The organism is Rhizobium pantanalense, from assembly GCF_030182525.1.
Taxonomy (GTDB): Bacteria; Pseudomonadota; Alphaproteobacteria; order Rhizobiales; family Rhizobiaceae; genus Rhizobium.
Window position 1 is genome coordinate 285490 of record NZ_JAQJCH010000004.1, and the last position, 20660, is coordinate 306149.

18 protein-coding genes and 4 pseudogenes are annotated in these 20660 nt (G+C 53.5%); 3 read left to right on the forward strand and 19 right to left on the reverse strand.

Annotated elements, in window-relative coordinates; genetic code table 11:
• Positions 1 to 13: 13 nt before the first annotated feature.
• The 11 genes and pseudogenes from PH558_RS13165 to gmd form a co-directional block, all read right to left on the reverse strand.
• Positions 14 to 919 carry a glycosyltransferase family 2 protein gene (locus PH558_RS13165; protein WP_285204805.1) on the reverse strand — a complete coding sequence of 302 codons (906 nt, stop codon included), beginning with the start codon at positions 917 to 919 and terminating at the stop codon, positions 14 to 16.
• On the reverse strand, positions 912 to 2294 hold the full coding sequence (locus tag PH558_RS13170; RefSeq protein ID WP_285204809.1) for an ABC transporter ATP-binding protein: 1383 nt from the start codon (positions 2292 to 2294) through the stop codon (positions 912 to 914). The genes PH558_RS13165 and PH558_RS13170 overlap by 8 nt, the downstream gene beginning before the upstream one ends.
• Complete coding sequence (locus PH558_RS13175) at positions 2284 to 3114, reverse strand: ABC transporter permease (RefSeq protein WP_285204812.1); 831 nt, start codon at positions 3112 to 3114, stop codon at positions 2284 to 2286. Before PH558_RS13175 ends, PH558_RS13170 begins: the two co-directional genes overlap by 11 nt.
• Entirely contained in the window at positions 3115 to 4257 is a 1143-nt protein-coding gene (locus tag PH558_RS13180; protein WP_285204813.1) for a glycosyltransferase family 4 protein, read from the reverse strand.
• Entirely contained in the window at positions 4236 to 5108 is an 873-nt protein-coding gene (locus PH558_RS13185; protein WP_285204814.1) for an NAD-dependent epimerase/dehydratase family protein, read from the reverse strand. The genes PH558_RS13180 and PH558_RS13185 overlap by 22 nt, the downstream gene beginning before the upstream one ends.
• Entirely contained in the window at positions 5105 to 5830 is a 726-nt protein-coding gene (locus tag PH558_RS34375; protein ID WP_483314154.1) for a class I SAM-dependent methyltransferase, read from the reverse strand. The genes PH558_RS13185 and PH558_RS34375 overlap by 4 nt, the downstream gene beginning before the upstream one ends.
• A gap of 66 nt (positions 5831 to 5896) precedes the next feature.
• A pseudogene (locus PH558_RS34380) lies at positions 5897 to 6046 on the reverse strand (acyltransferase); the annotation flags it as partial.
• 1107 nt (positions 6047 to 7153) lie between these two features.
• Positions 7154 to 7537, reverse strand: a pseudogene (locus tag PH558_RS34385) (glycosyltransferase family 2 protein); the annotation flags it as partial.
• A 104-nt stretch (positions 7538 to 7641) separates the two neighbouring features.
• The gene (locus PH558_RS13195; protein ID WP_285204816.1) at positions 7642 to 8397 is read right to left on the reverse strand and encodes a glycosyltransferase family 2 protein; all 756 of its coding nucleotides are present in this window, start codon (positions 8395 to 8397) and stop codon (positions 7642 to 7644) included.
• A 1-nt stretch (position 8398) separates the two neighbouring features.
• On the reverse strand, positions 8399 to 9334 hold the full coding sequence (fcl, locus tag PH558_RS13200) for a GDP-L-fucose synthase (protein WP_285204817.1): 936 nt from the start codon (positions 9332 to 9334) through the stop codon (positions 8399 to 8401).
• A 3-nt stretch (positions 9335 to 9337) separates the two neighbouring features.
• Complete coding sequence (gmd, locus tag PH558_RS13205) at positions 9338 to 10420, reverse strand: GDP-mannose 4,6-dehydratase (RefSeq protein WP_285204818.1); 1083 nt, start codon at positions 10418 to 10420, stop codon at positions 9338 to 9340.
• A gap of 775 nt (positions 10421 to 11195) precedes the next feature.
• On the opposite strand from gmd, the pseudogene PH558_RS13210 reads away from it, so the two are divergent.
• Positions 11196 to 11451 (forward strand): annotated as a pseudogene (locus PH558_RS13210) (IS3 family transposase); the annotation flags it as partial.
• 56 nt (positions 11452 to 11507) lie between these two features.
• Here the strand turns inward: PH558_RS13210 and PH558_RS34245 are convergent.
• The 3 genes from PH558_RS34245 to tnpB all read right to left on the reverse strand — a co-directional run bounded on the left by PH558_RS34245 (position 11508) and on the right by tnpB (position 13603).
• Positions 11508 to 11813, reverse strand: coding sequence for a hypothetical protein (locus PH558_RS34245; protein WP_350223810.1), 306 nt, complete (start codon positions 11811 to 11813; stop codon positions 11508 to 11510).
• Positions 11813 to 13378: an IS66 family transposase gene (gene tnpC, locus PH558_RS13225; RefSeq protein ID WP_285204822.1), complete on the reverse strand. Its 1566-nt coding sequence runs from the start codon at positions 13376 to 13378 to the stop codon at positions 11813 to 11815. The genes PH558_RS34245 and tnpC overlap by 1 nt, the downstream gene beginning before the upstream one ends.
• Before the next feature lie 72 nt (positions 13379 to 13450).
• On the reverse strand, positions 13451 to 13603 hold the full coding sequence (gene tnpB, locus PH558_RS13230) for an IS66 family insertion sequence element accessory protein TnpB (RefSeq protein ID WP_285205020.1): 153 nt from the start codon (positions 13601 to 13603) through the stop codon (positions 13451 to 13453).
• 696 nt (positions 13604 to 14299) lie between these two features.
• On the opposite strand from tnpB, the pseudogene PH558_RS13235 reads away from it, so the two are divergent.
• A pseudogene (locus PH558_RS13235) lies at positions 14300 to 14644 on the forward strand (IS3 family transposase); the annotation flags it as partial.
• Between the two features lie 490 nt (positions 14645 to 15134).
• On the opposite strand, the gene PH558_RS13240 reads toward PH558_RS13235, so the two are convergent.
• Positions 15135 to 16253, reverse strand: a complete 1119-nt coding sequence (locus PH558_RS13240; protein ID WP_285205021.1) for a glycosyltransferase family 4 protein — start codon at positions 16251 to 16253, stop codon at positions 15135 to 15137.
• A 302-nt stretch (positions 16254 to 16555) separates the two neighbouring features.
• On the opposite strand from PH558_RS13240, the gene PH558_RS13245 reads away from it, so the two are divergent.
• Positions 16556 to 16924: a phosphomannose isomerase type II C-terminal cupin domain gene (locus tag PH558_RS13245; protein WP_285204823.1), complete on the forward strand. Its 369-nt coding sequence runs from the start codon at positions 16556 to 16558 to the stop codon at positions 16922 to 16924.
• Positions 16925 to 16936: 12 nt separating this feature from the next.
• On the opposite strand, the gene rfbC is transcribed toward PH558_RS13245, so the two are convergent.
• The 4 genes from rfbC to rfbB form a co-directional block, all read right to left on the reverse strand.
• Entirely contained in the window at positions 16937 to 17485 is a 549-nt protein-coding gene (rfbC, locus tag PH558_RS13250) for a dTDP-4-dehydrorhamnose 3,5-epimerase (protein WP_285204824.1), read from the reverse strand.
• A 60-nt stretch (positions 17486 to 17545) separates the two neighbouring features.
• Positions 17546 to 18433 carry a glucose-1-phosphate thymidylyltransferase RfbA gene (gene rfbA / locus PH558_RS13255; protein WP_285204826.1) on the reverse strand — a complete coding sequence of 296 codons (888 nt, stop codon included), beginning with the start codon at positions 18431 to 18433 and terminating at the stop codon, positions 17546 to 17548.
• 86 nt (positions 18434 to 18519) lie between these two features.
• A complete protein-coding gene (gene rfbD / locus PH558_RS13260) occupies positions 18520 to 19422 on the reverse strand; it encodes a dTDP-4-dehydrorhamnose reductase (protein ID WP_285204828.1) in 903 nt (300 codons plus the stop codon).
• Positions 19419 to 20486, reverse strand: coding sequence for a dTDP-glucose 4,6-dehydratase (gene rfbB, locus PH558_RS13265; RefSeq protein ID WP_285204829.1), 1068 nt, complete (start codon positions 20484 to 20486; stop codon positions 19419 to 19421). The genes rfbD and rfbB overlap by 4 nt, the downstream gene beginning before the upstream one ends.
• Between the last annotated feature and the right edge of the window lie 174 nt (positions 20487 to 20660).

The following is a 20660-nucleotide window of genomic DNA, read 5'->3' on the forward strand; positions in this document are numbered from 1 at the left end:
TTAAGCCGCTCGCTCATTCGAGCGGTCCGGCATCCAGCCTTACATGCCGAAACAAATAGAGTATGTGCAGCGGAAACAGGAAATACCGTGCCGAACGACTGGTATAGCGATTCCGAACGTGCCGCATTTCCTGCTTGCCGGCTGTGAGTGCCGCCTGTGTCTTTTGGGAGGCATGAACCCTGAAGGCACCTGTAAAAACAGGAATATGAACGATATTCGCGCCAACAGCCTGGAATTTCAGCACGAGATCCCAGTCCATCGCGAATTGCAAGGTATCGTCCAATTTTCCGCCCGCCTGTTCCCATAGGCTACGGCGCCAGAATAAGGTTTCCTGCGGCACGTAGTCGACCACGCGCGTTACTGCCGAACTATGGGCCGGTAGCCGCCAGTGGCCGATGACGTTACTCTGCTCATCGATTATGAGGCGATCTGCATAGAGCGCATCGACATCCGGATTGGCCTCAAAATACGCGGCCACCTGTGTCAAGGCATCCGGAAGAAGAAGATCGTCGGAATTTAGGTAGGCCATGATGTCTCCGCTCGTGCGGAGGAAACCACGATTTATCGCATTGGCCTGACCAGTGTCCTTTTCGTAGAAGGCCTTTAAGCGTGGATCATGGAAAGATCCAATCACCTCAGGCGTCTCATCCGCTGAGAGCGAGTCTTGGATGACATATTCGAGAAGCGGATAACTTTGAGAAAGAACACTGCTGATTGTTTCGCCGATATAACGCCCTTGATTATAGGATGGCGTCACGAGGGAAAATGTCAGCCTCGCCTGCTCGGCAACGGGCAAAACACATGTGCGCACCCCGTTCAACGGTCGGGCCTCATAAAGATAAAATAGCCCAAGCGAGATACCCAGTTTCTGCTTTAGACGGGCGACAAACCGTGAATCCCTACGCTGCTGGCTATGCATCCGAGCCCTTCCTCGCGACAGCCAAATGCGATTGTGACGGAATGCCCGCCAGACCGTAAAATGGCTGCGCGGTGTAGCCACCGCCAGTTTTTCCCACCACCGAGAAGCTGGTCGCCGCTGTAATCACACTATGCCGTGCGGCCGTACCCTCCAACTCGATGGCCGGAATGGCATTCTGCCTGGCATAAACATCTGGCGGAAAACTGGAAAATCCCAAATCGACTACATACTCGCCTACCGATACGTCTAGCTTAAGCTCATGAACCACCCTAACCGCAGCGCCATTGGGGATCGACCTCGGTACAGCGGCATTGGTCTGAGCCGTGTGGCGCCCATGAACGACCACGCCCTTGTCCGTTCGCACGACAAACCCGCCACAAGGTGATCCGATATCACTCTGTGCCCGATATTCGGCAAGCAAATGCATCGTATCACCCTGACGAAATACGTTCTTTGCCTGGCCCGCATCGTCCTGCATTCGAATGGCGGTACAAACGACTTTTCCATCCCCTGTCTGACGATCGGGCGCTACACTGGAAAAGCCGCCATTTGGCCATGTAGCGGGTAGCATAGCCCTCTCGGCGTCCATTTCCTCGTCGCCTTCACCGATCCAAGCAGTCACTTCTTTTGACTGAGCTGGAGCACTCATATGCCCAAGCTCGTAGTAACGGTTGACAGCGTCGGTGGGGTCACCACAGAAGAGTGCGTTGCCGTGATCGAGTAGCAACGCACGATCACAGTAATACATTATGTCTTCCGAGCTATGCGTTACCAGGATTACAGTCGTGCCGTTCGCTTTAAGTGCGTTGAGGCGGTCATAGCACTTTATGCGGAAAAAAATGTCGCCAACGGCAAGAGCCTCGTCGATGATCAGGATATCCGGGTTGATCGCGGTCTGGACTGCGAAGGCTAGCCGGACGAACATACCACTCGAATACGTCATGACGGGTCGGTCGATAAAGTCCCCGATATCCGCGAACTTTTCGATTTCAGGCATCGCTGCGGTTATGTCTGCATTCGATAGACCGAGTATCTGCGCATTGAGGCGTGCATTTTCACGGCCCGTAAACTCTGGATTGAATCCAGCGCCGAGTTCCAGCATAGCCCCTACGCGACCGTTGACATGAATATGCCCGCTCGTTGGGGGTATAATACCCGATATCATCTGAAGGAGGGTCGATTTACCGCTTCCGTTACGTCCGATAATTCCAAAGAACTCCCCTTTTTTGATCTCAATATCGAGCGAATGCAAAGCGGTGAAGCGCTTGATATGGCTAGCGCCGAAAATCAGACTTCGAAGCCGCTGAGCGCTGCTGTTATAGAGACCGTAACTCTTCGAAACTCCACGGCAGATAATCGCCGTCTCATAGGACATCTGCAAAACCTACTCTCAATTTCTGGAAGAAGAGATATCCCGTGACCATAATTACGGCAGCCATCAGGCAATAGATGCCAAGAGCGTTGAAACTAAAATCGCCGCCGAAAATCATAGCGCGAATGGTTTCGACCGGAATGGTAAGCGGATTGAATCGCAACAGCCGGCCGAATTGTTCAGGCACCATAGTCTTCGGATAACAGATAGGGGCGGTGAAGAGCAGGATTGTGCTTAGGAACGGCGTTATCTGATTGATATCTCTGAAATACACACCCAGCGCCGCCATGTACCAACCAATTCCGAGCGCCATGCAGGCCAAGGCAAGCAAGGGGACGATGATCAGCGGAGTCCACATCGATACGTGACCGATAAAGCCGATCGAAATCAATACGACGAGTGCCAGAGCGATAGCGGCGAGAACAAGCGCGCTGAAAACGACGATCATGGGCAAAAGAGCTAGGGGAAAAACAACCTTTTTCACATACGAGGTACTGCTCGAAATGATGGCTGGGCACCGGATCAGTGCGTCCGCTAGCAAGGTGTACACACTTAGCCCAGTAAACAGAATAAGCCCTACCGGAACATTGCCGTTCGAAAACGCGGCATCTTGCCATCGCACGCGCATGACGACTTGAAAGACAAACGAATAAACGAGCAGAAGAAACAAGGGTTGCAGTACAAGCCAGAGAAAGCTGAACGCGGACTGCCTGAAGCGCATCGTGATGTCACGATGCACCAAGCTGTAGATCAAGCTCCGATATCGCTTAGCCTGTATCAATAATGCGAGCGGATTTCCTCTCCCTCCAAGTCCTATCGACATTCAAACGCCTCCGCTTACATTCGTGACGATATTTATAAAGTTCTCAGCGAATTCGCGTCTGCGTGCAGCGTAGTCGATCGGGATATTCTCACCAGGATCAGCGAGGCGTTGCTTAATAGCCTTCGCCAGATCGCTCGGATTGTGCGGATCGAAGAAGAGGGCATTCTCGAAAAGCTGCTCGCGGTGAACGGCAATGTCCGACGCGATAATGAATTGAGACTTCGACTTCGCTTCTTCCACGACGGTGGACCAGCCTTCGAAGAGCGACGGCTGCAACAAGGCGTTGGCCCGCTCGATCAGAACATATTGGTCTTCCTTGCTGATAAAGCCGAGAAATTTAATCCGCTCAGTAAGTCCAAGCTCGGCGACCCGGGTCTTCAGATTCGTTACATGCATTGGATCTCGACGATCAAGCTCCTTCCCCGAGAAAGCGACCGTGATCTCTATCCCCTCCTGCGCCAGCAAATGCACAGCCTCGATCACCAACTTATGGTTCTTGTGCATCCAGAACTGATTTGGGCAATAGAAGAAAGTGTCAGGAAGCTGAAGACGCTTAAGTACCGATACATGATCTCGACTATCAGGCACATTTGCAACGGCGAATTGCATAACATGTTTTGTATTTTTTGCGTCTGGATAATATTTTTCGAAATCGTCTTTCGCCGCATGGCTGCTGAATAATATATTATCGAAATTATTAATATAATACAGATGCTGTTCCGTTCGATATGCGAGTTCCTCTTTCGAAAAGAGATGCGGAAGTGCCCTCTCCTGAAAATCCGGGATCCAGCAAATAGTCTTGCGCCGCTCTTTCGTATCGATGGGAAACGGAAAGATCGCATCATACGTGATCTTCCTTTTGACGAAACGCGGCAGCAATTTCGACAGAATCCGCAACCTCTTAAACAAACCGCCGTCGATGTCGCTCATCATTAGCGACGAGATCCAGCGCAACCTGGGATAGTTGGAGGATTGAGCGACAAAATCGAACGATGCACGGTTGTGACTTAGAATGTAAACTTCCGGCTGCCGGATTGCCGGAACGCTGTTCAGCGATGAAACCAAGTTGGAAATATAATAATTCCCTCCGGTCCAACCCTCATCGTAGTTAAATGGAATTATTATTCTTGTTCTTTTAACCATTGGGCAGTCGCCTTGATCCCATCAATGAGTGATGTTCTGTTTTCGAAGCCTAGGGCTTTCAGCGTTGTAATATTGGCGCACCAAGAATCCGGATCGCCCTCGCGTTTCTGACCTACAAAATTGGCCTGGTGCGCGCCACCCAGTTCCTTCAATAGCAATGTGACAATTTCACGGATGGAAATGGCCGTTCCGCTCGCAATATTGATGCTTTCACCGCCAAATCCGGCTCTCTCCACCACCGCCCGTATGGCTTCGCAGACATCATCGATGAAGATGAAGTCCCGCGTCTCGTCGCCTGTGCCAAACAGTTTGACTTCAGTGGAATCCCGCCATTTGCAGTAGGTATCCCAAAGAAGCTGCTTCCGCAGGCCCGGTCCGTAGGCGGAAAAAATCCGCAATGATACAGTCTTGATGCCATAGATGCTTGAAAACTCTTGGCAAAACTGTTCAGCTGCTAATTTATGGTAGCCGTAAGGCGATACGGGGTTCAGCGGCGCACTTTCCGCTATGGGAAGTGTGACAGGGCTTCCATAAACCGCCGCACTCGACAGATGAACGAACCGAGTCCCTGGACTCTCCTGCCGTATCGCAGCCAACATTTGATAAACGCTCGCGGTATTCATCTCAAAGTCGTTAAGAGGATTACTGAATGAGCTTGGAACATGGGCTGCCCCCGAACAATTCACGCAAATGTCGGGCTGGATACTCGCAAATAATTGTGTGAGTTGTTGCTTCCGTTCACCGCCCTGAAGCGAAGATAAGCTTACAGCTATAACCTCACCGAAGTTGGCCATATACTCTGTTAGGTGCGAGCCTATAAAGCCGCGCGCTCCGACGATCAACGTTTTCATTTCGACCGCTCAGGTTTGACTGCGACAAAAGTGTAGGGACGTCCGGCGATATCGCGCTCATCCAACTCCTGTGCAATTTCGCGAGAATGCGGTTCGTAGTTGATAGGGCTATCACCAAACTTGAGCACTTTCTCAACGACCAGACCGCTCTTCTTGATGAAATCAATATACTCTTCCACAGAGTAGGCATTTTCACCGCCATAGAATTTTTGAAACGGATGGCCTTTCAAAAATGCCTGTTTGTCATCGGCGTCGAAAACAACGTGCTCCCGGACGAAGAGAGCAGTTCCGCCCGGTTTGAGCAGATTGAAAATATTTTCAACAGCAAGGTATGGATCTGAAAAATGATGCAGGGCCTGACGGCATATGACTGCATCGAAGTGCTTTTCTGTGTGATATGTAAGAATGTCAGCTCTTTCCCAACTCAATCTGTCAGATATCGTTGGATCAATCCAAGCGCCGTGCTTGGCCATTGTCCCAACGGCATCAATGCCGCCTATCGGCCCCTCCCCTGGCTCGATAGCAACAACCTCGTGTTTTTCAAGCGCAAAGGCTACAGAACAAACACCATTCCCGGCGCCTACGTCCAGAATGCGAGCAGGTTGCTCGTGCCGATCGGCGACTATCCGGGCCAACTCCCGAAACTCCTCACTATGACGGTATCTATGGAGCGTGTCGCCATAATCTTTATGGATGTAGCTGTGCCGCAGTGTATCTCGCATCGCTGGGTCGCCATGCGCTGCCGCCAGCGTATCTTCCCAACTCCACTCACCGCGCGGCACGTAAGAAATGAAAGACGCTGGATTTCCTCCGACGATAGTGAACGGGGCGACATCCTTGGTTACAACAGATCTCGATGCGACAATCGCGCCCCTGCCAATAGTAACACCCTTCATGATCGTTGAACCAAATCCGATCCATGCACGATCTTCAATGATGATCGGCGCAGCCGCGACATCCTGCCAGTCCTTAAATGCGCCGTAGTGGCCCGCCTCTATGCCTAATAACCAATCGAAAGCGTCGCCGGCCCTCAACTCTGGATCGAGCGGATGGGAATTGCTATCGATGACGGTCACATCCCAGGAAATCAAAACTTGATTACCGATTTTTATGCCTCCCGGCTGGGTACAGATCATCATCGTCCCGTGCCCAACGGAACTGAAGTCCCCGATCGAGATAGTGCCAACACCCCGTTCGAAAACGTAGCTGCCGCCAACGAGACTGTGATTTCCAACCACGAGGTAATCACGTTGTTCAGATTGAAGACGGACATCGACCCGCGCATGCTCAAGTCTGGAACCGGTCCCCAGACGGTAGTTCAGAGCGGGAACATGGCCTGCTTCGATAAGCTGACGTGCCTGTAATCCAAAAGACCGTGTTTTACGCAAAAAGCGCCGTAACAACCCAATCACGCGAGTCCTAAGGGCAAGACGCAAACGAGTGCGCCCCTCGGTCGACATCAAAAGCTTGATCCGACGCATGGTTGCCTTTTCCGGCTTCGGCAAGCGGCCGGCAATAGCGCCGCGAACGAAATCTATGCGAACCGGATCGCCCAACTTTTCAAGCAAGGCTTGGTCTTCAGGCGTAATCAGTTTTCCCAGACGCTCGACAAATTCCTGGCGGAACGGCTCCGCGACATGCGCGTCGTAGAAGTTGCGGGGCGAGACATAAGAAGAGGCCAGTTCGCTGAACTCTTCGAATTTGCCAAAACGCTTGAAAAGGTCGATGGACAGCTGCCGAACCGTCAGAAAGTCGAACGCTTTGCGGTCATTGGCGTGCGTGGTCGAGCCGGGACGCTGGAAATATGCATAGGAAGCTGGAGGATAGATGAAAACCTGCTCCGCTACCAACATCAAGTGAATCGCGAAGGGGTGATCCTCGTAGAAGACACCCTCTGCGAATACGATGCGGTGATCGAGAAGCAGTTGCCTCTTGCAAACCAGGCGCCAGGGAGGCGTATTCCAGCAGGACACAGAGGCGAACACATTTTCTTTTTCGGCTGGCTTTATGACCTTTCCAAGCAGCTCAGGCGCGATATTGGATCTCGGGATATAGCGACCATCATCATATGCGTTTACGTAGTTCAGAACAACGACATCGGGCGAATACGCGCCCGTCACCTTCGCAACGCGCGAAACGGCACCATCGAGCAACCAGTCGTCGCTGTCGACAAACCAGATATATTCGCCCCGCGCGGCCCTTACCCCCGCGTTTCTCGCAGCACCTTGCCCGCTATTGGCTTGGTTGAGCGGACGAATAGCCGAAAAACGCCGCGCCAATCCTTCGATTATCTCCGCGGAACCATCCGTAGAACCATCATTGATGATAATGATTTCGTAATCGGAAAAGCTGTTGGCCGTGATGGATGCAACACATTTCTCCAGAAGGCTACCAGTGTTGTAAACCGGGATGACGAATGAAAATTTCATTTCTCAATTCCATTTCGGCTAGTGGAGCGACATCCATATCCACCAAGTCTTGAAAGCGGCCACTCTTGTGCTTGCTGCAATTTCCTGGTCAAATCCCGCCCAATTTATCGCTGGATGACATTGAAGAGGCCCTTGTACCAGACGGCATATGGCTGCGCGAGCCACCATTTTAACGGTACGCGGCCATAGTGCTTTCTCACGGTCGTGATGGCTTCCCGGTAATGGCGTCGCCTCTGTGAGCTGGTCTTTGTGAGTTCATGTTCCCGGTTAACTGCGACGAATTTGTCGACATAGCACAACGGTCCACCGAAACGATAAAGCCGCCACCACAAGTCATAATCCATAACCATGTGGAGACCTTCGTCGAGGCCGTTCACGCCTTCCCAACAGGAGCGTCTCACCAAGGTCGCGGGTTGCGAAACGATGCAACGTACCGCCATTCGCTCAACAGAAAACGGTTCGGTCCAAATGGGCCGCTTTGAGCCGGTCTTTTCTTTCACATTCCAAGCCCGGCCATAAACGGCGGGTGCCGTTGGATTGTTGTCGCAAGATTCCAAAAGCGTACGCAGTCCGTCCGGAAGAAACCAATCGTCGCTGTTAAGCCAACAGACGAAGGGCGCGCTTCCCCTAGCAATCCCTTCGTTGATGGCAGCAGCTTGCCCGCGATCACTATGACTTCGCCATCCCGCGAGCCGGTGCTCCCATCGACGAATGACGTCCAGCGAATTGTCAGTCGAACCGCCGTCGATCACAAAAACTTCTACTGGTACGTCCTGCTCGAAGATGGAGCGCAGGGCGTGCTCCAGAAACTGCCCTTGATTGAAGGATGGAACGGCGACGGTGACAATTGCTGCAGTCATATCAGGAGCTGATACCCTGAGACCGGAAATCGGCATAGGCCTTTGAAATACCATCTCGCAGTGACGTTTTCGCCTTCCAGCCAAGCTCGTTTATGCGGTCGACATTGAGAAGCTTGCGCGGCGTGCCGTCCGGCTTGGAGCGATCAAATACGATTTCTCCTGTAAAGCCGACGACATCCATGACGATTTCGGCAAGCTCCCGAATGGTCACATCGGTACCCGTGCCTATATTGAACAATCCGGCGGCAATCCCTTTCTCCATCAAGTACACGCAGGCTTCCGCCATATCGTCGACGTAGAGAAATTCTCGCATGGGTGTACCGGAGCCCCAGACCACAAATTGCGTGTCTCCACGCATCTTCGCCTCATGAGCTTTCCGGATGAGTGCTGGAAGCACATGACTCTTGTTCAAGTCATAATTGTCATTCGGCCCATATAAATTCGTGGGCATAGCCGAAACATACTGCGTCCCGTATTGCGCATTAAAGCTATCACAAAGTTTTACCCCTGCAATTTTGGCGATCGCGTAAGGCTCGTTCGTCTGTTCAAGTAGCCCAGTGAGGAGATAGTCCTCCCGGATGGGCTGCGGGCAGTCACGGGGATAAATACAGCTGGACCCCAAAAAGAGCATCCGATCGACGCCGGCTTTGTGAGCCGCCCCGATAACATTGGCCTCTATCAGAAGATTTTCATAGATAAAGTCGGCTCGGTAAGTGTTGTTCGCGTGAATGCCACCCACCTTAGCTGCCGCCATGAATACATAGTCCGGCTTCTCGATAGCAAAAAATTCCGTCACCGACCGTTGATTCACTAAATCGAGCTCATTGTGCGTCCTCGTCACGATGTTTGTATAGCCGTTTCCCTGAAGCTGCCTAACGATCGCGGACCCAACCATTCCGCGGTGGCCTGCGACATAAATCTTGGCATTTTTTTGCATGTTTCACTCGTGATAATCGTATGCCGAAAAGCCGTGACGCTTCACCAGCTCGTCGCGCTCCGCCGCCTTCATGTCTTCCAACATCATCTCAGAGACCAGCTCGTTGAAAGTGATCTTCGGCGTCCACCCGAGTTTCTGCCGCGCTTTGGTGGGATCGCCCAGCAATGTTTCTACTTCCGTCGGTCGGAAATAACGCGGATCAACCGACACGATGCATTTGCCGCTATCGTCATATCCCTTTTCGCCGACGCCTTCGCCCTTCCATGTTACGACAATCCCGATTTCGCGGGCGGCGGTGTCCACAAACTCGCGAACGCTGTATTGCACACCTGTCGCGATCACGAAATCCTCTGGCTGCTCTTGTTGAAGCATCAGCCACTGCATTTCAACATAGTCTTTCGCGTGACCCCAGTCGCGTCGCGCATCAAGGTTGCCGAGATATAGGCAATCTTGGAGACCCAGCTTGATGCGGGCCAACGCGCGCGTGATCTTGCGCGTTACGAATGTCTCGCCGCGAACCGGGCTCTCATGATTAAACAGAATGCCATTACATGCGTACATGCCATACGCTTCGCGATAGTTGACCGTTATCCAGTAAGCGTAAAGCTTCGCAACTGCATAAGGCGAGCGCGGATAAAATGGAGTCGTCTCTCGCTGCGGTATCTCTTGAACCAACCCGTATAATTCCGAGGTCGAAGCTTGATAGAAGCGCGTCTTTTTCTCAAGCTTCAAAATTCGAATGGCTTCGAGTATGCGCAATGCACCCAGAGCATCCGAATTGGCCGTGTATTCCGGCTCCTCAAAGGAAACCGCCACATGAGATTGCGCGGCAAGATTGTATATTTCGTCAGGCTGCACCTGCTGGATGATCCTTACCAAACTAGAAGAATCGGTCATGTCACCATAGTGGAGAACAAATCGACGATCCTCATCGTGTGGATCCTGATAGAGATGATCGATGCGATCCGTGTTAAAGATCGAAGATCGCCTTTTGATACCATGGACTTCATAGCCTTTTTCAAGCAAAAGCGATGCGAGATAAGAGCCGTCTTGACCCGTTACACCAGTGATAAGCGCTTTTTTCATCCGTAGTCTACTTTCTTGATATCAACTCTTGAACTCGGTCTTCCTGATCGGTTCGCTTCGCTGGGGAAATACTGCGTCTAACGCGGCGGTGTCAACGAACGAGGCATCACGTGACATAAATCGGCTTGCCGGACATTCCATAAAAACGTCCGATAGTACGCCAGATCGCCGGATCTCATGAACAATCCAGCGTCACCTGTGAAATCACGTTCTCTGTAATCTGGAAAAAATCGTTTACTCCATCTCCATCGCTCGATCACGCCAAGAACATAAAGCCTTCATTTTGCGGAACATTCTGCACATACAGAATCACACAAAATCGAAACCACCTAAAATCGCAAAAAGACAATGCCGCTCGGGCGCGATTGTGGTGGGTCTAGCGAGAATGAACAAGACCGAATCTCTCGTAGATAGATCCTCGGCAAACGCTGATTTCTTGCGATTATGATCCTGAGAGTAGCGCTACCATTCGTTTTGAAGCCCGCCTGCCTCCGCTACCTAAGCACGCCCGTAGCATTTTCACCGCCGAAAGAGCAACCTCGGTTCGCGAATTTAACAACACAGGAGAAGCAAAAACTCAGCGTCCATCCAGAATGCGGTGATTGAGTCAACGAAATCTCCCAGGCAAAACTACCGCGTTCATCGGGAAGTGCACTTGCCTTGGTATAAGCCAAACATCCATTTTTTCCCTCGCACGCGTATTGGCCTTCCCATTTTGTCTCCTCAATGCGTGCGTGCCGTCGTTTCACGCTTAAGAGCTGCCGCGGAAACTGAGCACAAATTGTCGATCAGCCACGAGGCGAAACTTCTCGTCTTCAGTCGTAGCAGCGTCTATCACTTGTCGCGCTCTATGTCGGTTGGCGACCTGGCGCTGATGCGGCGGATCGATGAATTACACCTCGATCACCCCCGTTTGTTGGAAGTCGGATGTTGTAAGGGCTTTTGAAGACAGAAGGGCCTTAGACCGGAGGCTTCACGTCGCGACGGTGATGAGGAAGACGGGCGTCGAGGCGATTTTTCTTCGCACCAACCATATTCCAACGTGAGCGTCCGGCGAACGCATTTTTTGGGTGTCGAGAGATGGAAGCTATAGGCCGCGTTTCATCTCATCGGCCATGATGCGGTCGATTATTTCAGGATCGCACTGTGTGTCGATGAGGAACTCGCGGATACCGCCGTCCCACGTTCTGATGTCGGCGAGTAGGCTTTGAAGTTCTTCGATGCCATTCTCGGTCAGACCCTTCGTGCCATCTTCAGTGCCATCGCTAACGCAAACCAGTTCGCCCTCGGAGATGTTGTCCGACTTGGCCGTCATTTCCTCGATCAGTTCGAGATTTTCGCCGATCTTGCTGGCGACTTGCCTTAGCGTGTAGATGAACCTTGAGCGTGCCATCAGGCGGCCTCGCACCGAGCGTTTGCCGGCACCCAGTTCCAGGGCAGCAGGTCTTCAATTCGGTCTTTGGGGTGATCCTGGATCCGGGTCAGGACATCCGCCAGATAGACCTCCGGATTATGACCTTGCAGTTTGACCGTCTCCATGATGGTCAGAATGTTGGCGATGCGCTCACCGCCCTTGTCCGAGCCGGCAAACAGCCAGTTCTTCCTTCCGATTCCAAGCGGACGCATGGCTCGTTCAGCGATGTTGTTGTCGATTTCGACACGACCATCGTCGATGTAGACGCTCAAGGCGGTCCATCGCGACAGCGCATATCGCATTGCTTCAGCCAGCCTCTGCTTCTGTGGCAGCGTAGAAAGCGTGGCTTCGATCCAGGCTTTGAGTTCGTCCAGAGTGGGCCGGGCATGGTGTTGACGCAGGGTGCGCCGATCGTCAGCCGACATGCCGCGGATACGGTTCTCGATATCGTAGAGAACGCCGATGCGCGACAGTGCTTCCTCAGCGATCGGAGAAGGCTTCAGCTTGATCACATCATGGAACTTGCGGCGCACATGCGCCATGCAGGCGGCTTCAATGATCTGGTTGCCGTAGAGTTTCTTGTAACCCCCGTAGCCGTCGGCATGCATGACGCCGCTGAAGCTTGCCAGGTGATCAGCCGGATGCGCGCCCTTGCGGTCAGGGCTGTAGTAATAGGCGATGGCTGCGGGAGTGGCGGATTGATAGCCACTGCCGTCAAAGACGTAGACCCAGACCCTGCCGGTTTTTGTCCTGCCCCGCCCGGGGTCGAGGACATCGACCGGGGTATCGTCCGTATGTATTCGGTCGAGTGCTGCGATATGGGCTCTGATTAACAGCACAAGTGGTGTCAGCAATGCAGATACCCGGCCGACCCAGTCGGCCATTACGGATCGGGAGATGTCTATCCCCAACCGGTCGTACATCTCTGCCAGGCGGTAGAGGGGAATGTGATCGTCGAATTTGGCGATCATGATATGGGCGAGCAGTCCCGGCCCGGGTTTGCCGCGCTCGATGGGCAAGGTCGGCATCTCACCTGCCACCGTCGTATCGCATTCCCTGCAGATCATGCGCTTCTCGACATGCCGAACAATCTTAACCGACGCCGGCACGTGCTCCAACACCTGAACCACCCTGTCGGGCGCCTTCAGGAATGAAGCGCCACCGCAGGTCGGGCAGTTGCAAGGAGCCGCATAGACCAGTTCTTCGGCTGGCAAACCATCGGGCAGAAGCTTGCGCTTCGGCTTGTCCGGCGCATCGTCCAACTCCGGCAGAGGAGTTTTCCCGGAGCGCAGTTCAGCCTCGGCCCGGGAGGCCTCGATCTCCTCCAGCATCAGTTCGAATTGCTCGATCTTCCGGTCGATCTTTTCCGAAGACGCGCCATGCTGCCGATGGCGGAGAAGCTCCAGTTGCGCGCGAAGAAGCCCAATTATGGAGTCTCGCTTGATGACCTCGGCTTCCTGGCTCTCAAGTTTCGCCGCCTGTTCGGCGACGAGTGCGCGCAAAGCAGTGAGCTCGTCCTGACTGTCCGGCGGCGCTGTTTCCATACCCGCGAAACTAGCCGATTTGCCCCTGACGCGCCAGCATTAAGCCTCGGATGCCCCTGCAAAATATAGCTTTTATCCCGTTCGGCCGGGAGCTGACGTCCACGCCGGGCGGCGCCAATCGATCCCCTCAACCAGCATCGAAAGCTGCGCCTGCGTCAGGTGCGCAACGCCCTCCTTCGCCGTCGGCCAGGGAAAGTATCCGCGCTCCAAAATCTTGTAGAACAGGCAGAACCGTAAGGTAGGTGTCGAGCGCCGTACGGCCTTTCAACCGCCGATTTCTCAACACCTCCTTCCGAACCGGACGTGCGTCTTTCGTTACACATCCGGCTCTCCAAAGAACATGGCGAAGTCAGGTGTTTTCATCCAACCCAGCCTGAACCGGCACACAGGCGTCCAAGCAAGGATATATTGCTCAGTACGCCCTTCACGCCGGAGGCGCGAGACGCGCGTCGCTCGCTGTGCTTTTTGGCACGTGCGAGCTCTCGCATCCCGGCATGAGGCCGCTTGGCCCGCATCCAGCGCCAAAGCCGAGCCCGAAACGAGGATAACGAAGTCGTCGGCGTAGCGAACCGGGAACATGACCGTTCGACCGGCCTTGCGGTCCCTATTCCGTGCGCTGAGGCGGCTGCCATGCCATTGCACGTGCGCCGATCATAGAGCTTTGTCCGATGGTGGACCCATCGTTCATATCGCTCTTCGATGACGCTAAGCGCAATATTGGCAAGCAGAGGCGACAGAATGCCGCCTTGGGGCGTTCCGTTGTCTGTCCGAAGGAATTGCCCTTCCGGCATAACACCGGCGTCCAGAATTGCTTTGATCAGTTGCACCACACGTAGATCCCCAACTCTCAGACGTAGCCGATCGAGGAGAAGGTGGTGGTTTATGTTGTGTGTCGGTAGGTGGTGTGCTGTACCCCTGGCGGAAGCGGTCGAGGAAGCGCTTTCCCGATATGATAAACCTGAAATATCAAATGCCGATCAGGGACCGCAGTTCACCTTAGCAGACTTCACGGCGGTGCTGAAGAAGGCGGAAATCGCTATCTCAATGGAAGCAGAGGCATGGCGGGACAGTTCGTCGAGCGGCTCTGGCGATCGTTCAATACGAGGAAGTCTATCTCCACGGCACAAAACCGTTTCCGAGGCCCGAGTTGGCAATGATCGCTATGTGACCATTTGCGATACCCGACACCCACCTTCAGCGCTTGATCAGCACACGCCGGATCAGCCTTACTTCACCGCGCTGACACCGATAATGGCGGCGGCATAGTCAAGGCGGAAAGCCACTTAGCGAATCACTCGAAACTGTTTTAGACAAACCGAACCAGCTCTTCGTGCTTGACTCGTAATGCCGTTGCCAACGCATTCTTCGCGTTTCATCTCCATTCTTGCCGTATCCGCAGCCGCGGTCGCACCAAGTTCATGGAACGCTACAGAGCGTGCTAGATTTGGTTATTGATTTTTTAGCGCTATTTCGCCCGTATAAGACCTAATGATAAGGACCAAGAGCAATTTTGCTCTGAATGCGATCCTCGATCGGCGCAAAAGCCCTTGTGGGAAATCGATATAATAACCTCTTGTTATATGCATCAATGCTTTACGAAACATCGTCTAAATTGAAACCTTCTAGGCTGACCAATCCGAGCTTGCGGTCCAGGAGGACCGTACCCACAGGCAAATTGAGTAATATGGATTGGAGGCATTTTCGTCGATAGTATTGAGCCGGCTGCGGAGACACAAGATTCACGCACGGGCAATGTTCAGCTCACAATGGAGCCCGTCAATTCTCGATAGAGGCTATAATATTGTGAACACATCTTCTCTGCCGTAAAACACGCGAGATAGCGGTCACGCGCCGCAGCACCCAGCGCGGCAGTCTTTTGCTCGTCATCCAAGATGGAGTTCATAGCGTTCGACAGAGCATCCACATCGTTGGGTGGCACCACGAACCCAGTCACTCTGTCCAAGTTGACATAGCTTGTTCCCGTGCCGATTTCACAGGAAATCATCGGCTTGCCGAACATTGCCGCTTCGACCAGAGAAAGTCCGAAGGCCTCGGAGCGAAGAGGCGAGGGAAACACAAACGCCGCACAAAGTTCGAGCAAAGCGATCTTGTCGTTGTCCGACAAGGATCCGAGAAAATGGACATTGTGCAGATTTTGCCCAGCAGCCTGCTTCAGTTCCGCCTCCATCGGCCCACCGCCGACGATCACGATATCAAGGCCATTGCGTTTCGCAGCCTCCAGTAGGATATGAACTCCCTTGTAATATCTCAGAACACCGACGAATAAGAGAAAGCGATTGGGAAGCCTACCGCGCCAACGTGCTACACTCGCTTTATCTGCCTTCGGATAATCGGCCTCGTCCAGGCCCAACGGGATCACCACCGTCTTGGATTTGAACCTTTCCAGCACATCACTCGACATCAGGTAATTGGGCGACGTCGCAACAATGCGGTCGACGTCTTTCAGAAATCGAAACATCAACGGCTTGTAGAATTGCAACAAGACCTTCTGCTTCACGATATCGGAATGATAAGTCACGACAGTCGGCTTACCGGGGGGGACGGTCAGATGGACGATATCCATCACCGGCCACGGAAAGTGGTAGTGGACGATATCCGCCTTCCGGCTCAGTTCCCGGAATCGTTCAAACACCTCGCGCGAGAAACCGGTGGATGCGAATTCGAAGTCGAGCTTAGCCTTATACGCCATATGACCATCGAATTCGACGCTGCTTTCTAACGGTGTTTTGCTAAGTGAAAGAACATCTGATTCTATGCCATATTTGGCGGTACCCTTGGCGATCGCGTGAATGGTCCGTTCAACGCCACCAAATGTGTCGGGCCAATATGTTTTGAAAAAATGTAAAACGCGCATTCCACTCCTGTATCGAAAAGCAATTGCTACGTCACCTTGAGCATGGTTTTTTTCGGAGAAAACATCAGAAGCCTCGAAATCTCCAGAACAATCGCCGGTATAATCCGGCTGCATCGACCTCGACCACACAATCGGCCGACTAATCTGAACTGGTTTGCTTAGGCAAGTCGGATAACAGTATGCAATAAGGTGCTTTTGTGGCCATTAGCAGAAAAGCCTTGCTCTACGGGCACCACTGAATTAATCGCGCGCGTATTTTCGGTCGTGCGGTTGCCGATCGGCTTGTTGAAGAGGAAAACTCATTGAAGTCCGGAAGTCTTTATAAGGTTGGCGACAACGATCATCGCCCTTGGGGCACATGGCATGTGCTCGATATCGGTGATAGCCACGTCGTCAAACGCATTGTTGTGAATCCGGGAGAGCGGTTATCGCTGCAATATCACAATCACCGTTCGGAGCGTTGGACCGCCGTTTCGGGGTATGGTATTGCCGAGATTGACGGAAGGAAACACGTTCTACAGGTCGGGCATACAGTCGATATTCCGCTCAAGGCGAAACACCGTGTTTCGTGCACCGGAGATAAGCCGTTGGTTTTTATCGAAATTCAATACGGCGAGCTGCTTGATGAGAACGATATCATTAGGCTCAGTGACGATTACAACCGGGTCTGATATCGAGCCGTATCAATCGAATAGCTCGGCATCCGCCAATAACGGTTGCTGCTGATCCTTGGAGGAGAGCGTGAGCGGTTCGGTCACCTTCCAATCGATGCCGATTTGTGGATCGTCCCAGCGAATGCCGCGATCGCTCTCCGGCGCGTAATAATTGGTGGTCTTGTATAGAAACTCGACTTGCTCGCTCAATGTCAGGAAGCCATGGGCAAAGCCTTCGGGGATCCAGAGCTGGCGTTTGTTTTCCGCAGTCAGAAGAACGCCGACCCATTGGCCGAATGTGGGTGAGGATTTCCGGATGTCGACGGCAACGTCATAGACTTCGCCGGCCACCACCCGCACCAGCTTCGCCTGGGCATGCGGCGGCAGCTGATAGTGCAGCCCGCGCAGGCCCCCCCTGCCCGACCGGCTGTGATTGTCCTGCACAAAATCGGCGCTTCGTCCAATCGCTGCTTCGAACTTCGCCTTGCTGAAGCTTTCGAAGAAGAAGCCGCGATCGTCTGCAAACACCGTCGGCTCGATAATCTTGACATCGGGAATAACGGTATCGATGGCTTTCATCGTTGTCCTGTTCAGATTGTTTGCAAGGGAGATGCGGCGGCATAAAGCGCGCCTTAGCGATTAGAATATCTGCTCGCGCAAGATGCCAAGGAGATATTGCCCATAGGCATTCTTCTTCAGGGGATCGGCAAGCGCCTCGACATCAGATGCACTGATCCAGCCGCTGCGATAGGCGATCTCTTCGGGGCAGGCCACCTTCAGGCCTTGGCGGTTCTCGATTGTAGCAATGTAATGGCTGGCCTCCAGCATCGATTCATGCGTTCCAGTGTCGAGCCAGGCATAGCCGCGGCCCATGGTCTGCACGTCCAGCCGGCCGGCCTGCAGATAGTGAACATTGACATCGGTGATCTCCAACTCGCCGCGCGGCGACGGTCGGATGGATTTCGCGACATCGACGACGCTTTCATCATAGAAATAGAGACCGGTGACCGCATAGTTGCTCTTCGGCATTCTCGGCTTTTCCTCCAGGCTGATCGCCCGACCGCTCTGATCGAACTCGACCACGCCATAGCGATGCGAGTCTTGAACGTGATAGGCAAAGACAGTCGCACCCGTTTCCTTGGTGCTCGCCTCGTGCAGCAATCGGGTAAAATCATGCCCGTAAAAGATGTTGTCTCCCAGAACCAGAGCAGACGGCGCGCCATCCAGAAACGCTTCGCCGATCAGGAAGGCTTGGGCAAGACCGTCGGGGCTGAGCTGAACGGCATAGTCAAGCTTGATGCCCCATTGGCTGCCATCGCCAAGCAGCTGCTCGAAACGAGGCGTGTCCTGCGGCGTCGAGATGATGAGGATCTCGCGGATGCCCGCCAACATCAAAGTCGTCAGCGGATAGTAGATCATTGGCTTGTCGTAGATCGGCAGGAGCTGCTTGCTGACCGCAAGCGTCAGCGGATAGAGCCGTGTTCCTGATCCGCCGGCGAGTATGATTCCTTTGCGCGCCTTCGTCATGATCCTACATCTCGTCCTTAGTGCATCTGCCTCTGTCTCACCGGCGGGAGGATATGGCCGGAAATCATTGGCAAAAATTACGGTTTTCAATTCCGCGCAGCCAGCAGTCTTGCCAGAACGTCGTCGACACCCTCCTGCCAGAGAGGAAGCGCAACATCGAAGCGATCCATCAGCTTTCGACAATCCAACCGCGAATTGGCCGGACGCTTGGCAGGGGTCGGGTATTCAGCTGTCGATATTGGCTTCAGCGCATCGAGAGACATTGCAAGCTTGACGTTTGCTGCCAATGCCTCACGAACGATATGGGCGGCATAGCCATACCAGGAGGTGCTGCCTTGTGCCGTGAGATGATAGGTCCCCGAGAGGTCGCCGGGAGCTCGCGAAGCCGTCATGCGCTCGACCACCGTGCGTGTGACATCGGCGATTAAAGCCGCCGAGGTCGGTGCGCCGATCTGGTCGGCAACGATGTTCAGCGCGCTTCTCTCGCCGGCCAGCCGAAGAATGGTCTTCAGGAAATTGCTGCCGTGATGACCATAGACCCAGCTGGTGCGCAAAATGGCATGCTGTACACCGGAGGCGCGCACTGCCTCCTCGCCCAGCCATTTACTTTCGCCATAGACGGACTGCGGATTGACAGCATCGCCTTCGACATAGGGATCGGCCTTCGTGCCGTCGAAGACATAGTCCGTCGAGTAATAGATCAACAAGGCGCCGTTATCGGCGGCCCACCGCGCCAATATCCCCGGAGCGGTGGCATTGACCGCCATCGCCTGCTCTCTATCGCTCTCGGCCCGGTCCACCGCCGTATAGGCGGCGGGATTGACGATGATATGTGGCTTGTGCTCACGAAGAACCGCCAAGATGCTTGCTTCGTTGGCGAGATCTATCTCGGCACGGTTTAATGCCGTCACGCCACTTAGCGACCCAAGTGAACGCTGCAGCTCGAAACCGATTTGTCCCTTGGCGCCGGTGATCAGAATGGCACTCACAGCTCAACCTCATACTGCTTACCGACCCATTCGCGATAGGCGCCGCTGGTGACGTTGCGAACCCAGTCCTGGTTTTGCAGATACCATTCGATCGTCTTGCGAATACCGGTCTCGAACGTCTCTTCAGGCTTCCAGCCGAGTTCGCGCTCGAGCTTGCGCGCATCGATCGCATAGCGGCGATCATGACCGGGCCGGTCCTTCACAAAGGTGATCTGATCGCTGTAGCGACTGCCGTCAGCCTTGGGCCGAAGCTCATCGAGGATCGCACAGATCGTCTGCACGACATCAAGATTGGGCTTTTCGTTCCAACCACCGACGTTATAGGTCTCGCCAACCGTGCCGGTTTCCAGCACACGGCGAATGGCGCTGCAATGATCCTTGACGTAGAGCCAGTCGCGGATCTGTTGGCCATCGCCGTAGATCGGCAGGCCTTTGCCGGAAAGCGCATTCAGGATCACCAGCGGGATCAGCTTTTCTGGAAAATGGTGAGGCCCGTAATTGTTGCTGCAGTTCGTCGTCAACACAGGCAGACCATAGGTATGATGCCAAGCACGTACCAGATGATCAGAAGCAGCCTTGCTGGCGGAATAGGGACTGTTCGGCTCATAGCGGTTGAGCTCACTGAACGGCTCATCATCCTTAGAGAGCGTGCCGTAGACCTCGTCAGTCGAGACATGCAGAAAGCGAAAGCGCTGCTTCTCGTCTTCGGGCAAGCCATCCCAATAGCCGCGCACCGCTTCCAGCAAATTGAAGGTCCCGACGATATTCGTCTGAATGAAATCCCCTGGCCCATGAATGGAGCGGTCGACATGGCTCTCGGCCGCAAAATTGATCACCGCCCGCGGCTTGTGCATCGACAGCAAATCGCTCACCAGCTCGCGATCGCCAATATCGCCCCGCACGAACATATGACGACTGTCGCTCTTCAGCGCCTTCAGCGTATCCAGATTACCGGCATAGGTTAGCTTATCGAGATTGATCACCATCTCGTCGTGACGCTCAAGCCAATCGAGAACAAAGTTTCCGCCGATAAAACCAGCCCCACCCGAAACCAATATCGTCATCTAAGCCTATTCCATTTTAGGCACACAGGTAAATTGGCGATAAGAATCCAAGACAAATCAAATCTTACGACAAGGAGTAGTTACTCCTTCGAAAAGATTTTCAATCACAGGAAGAGGGATATCCGCCTCAAATACAAGAGGCAAACCAAAATGCTGATTCAAATCAGGAAATTT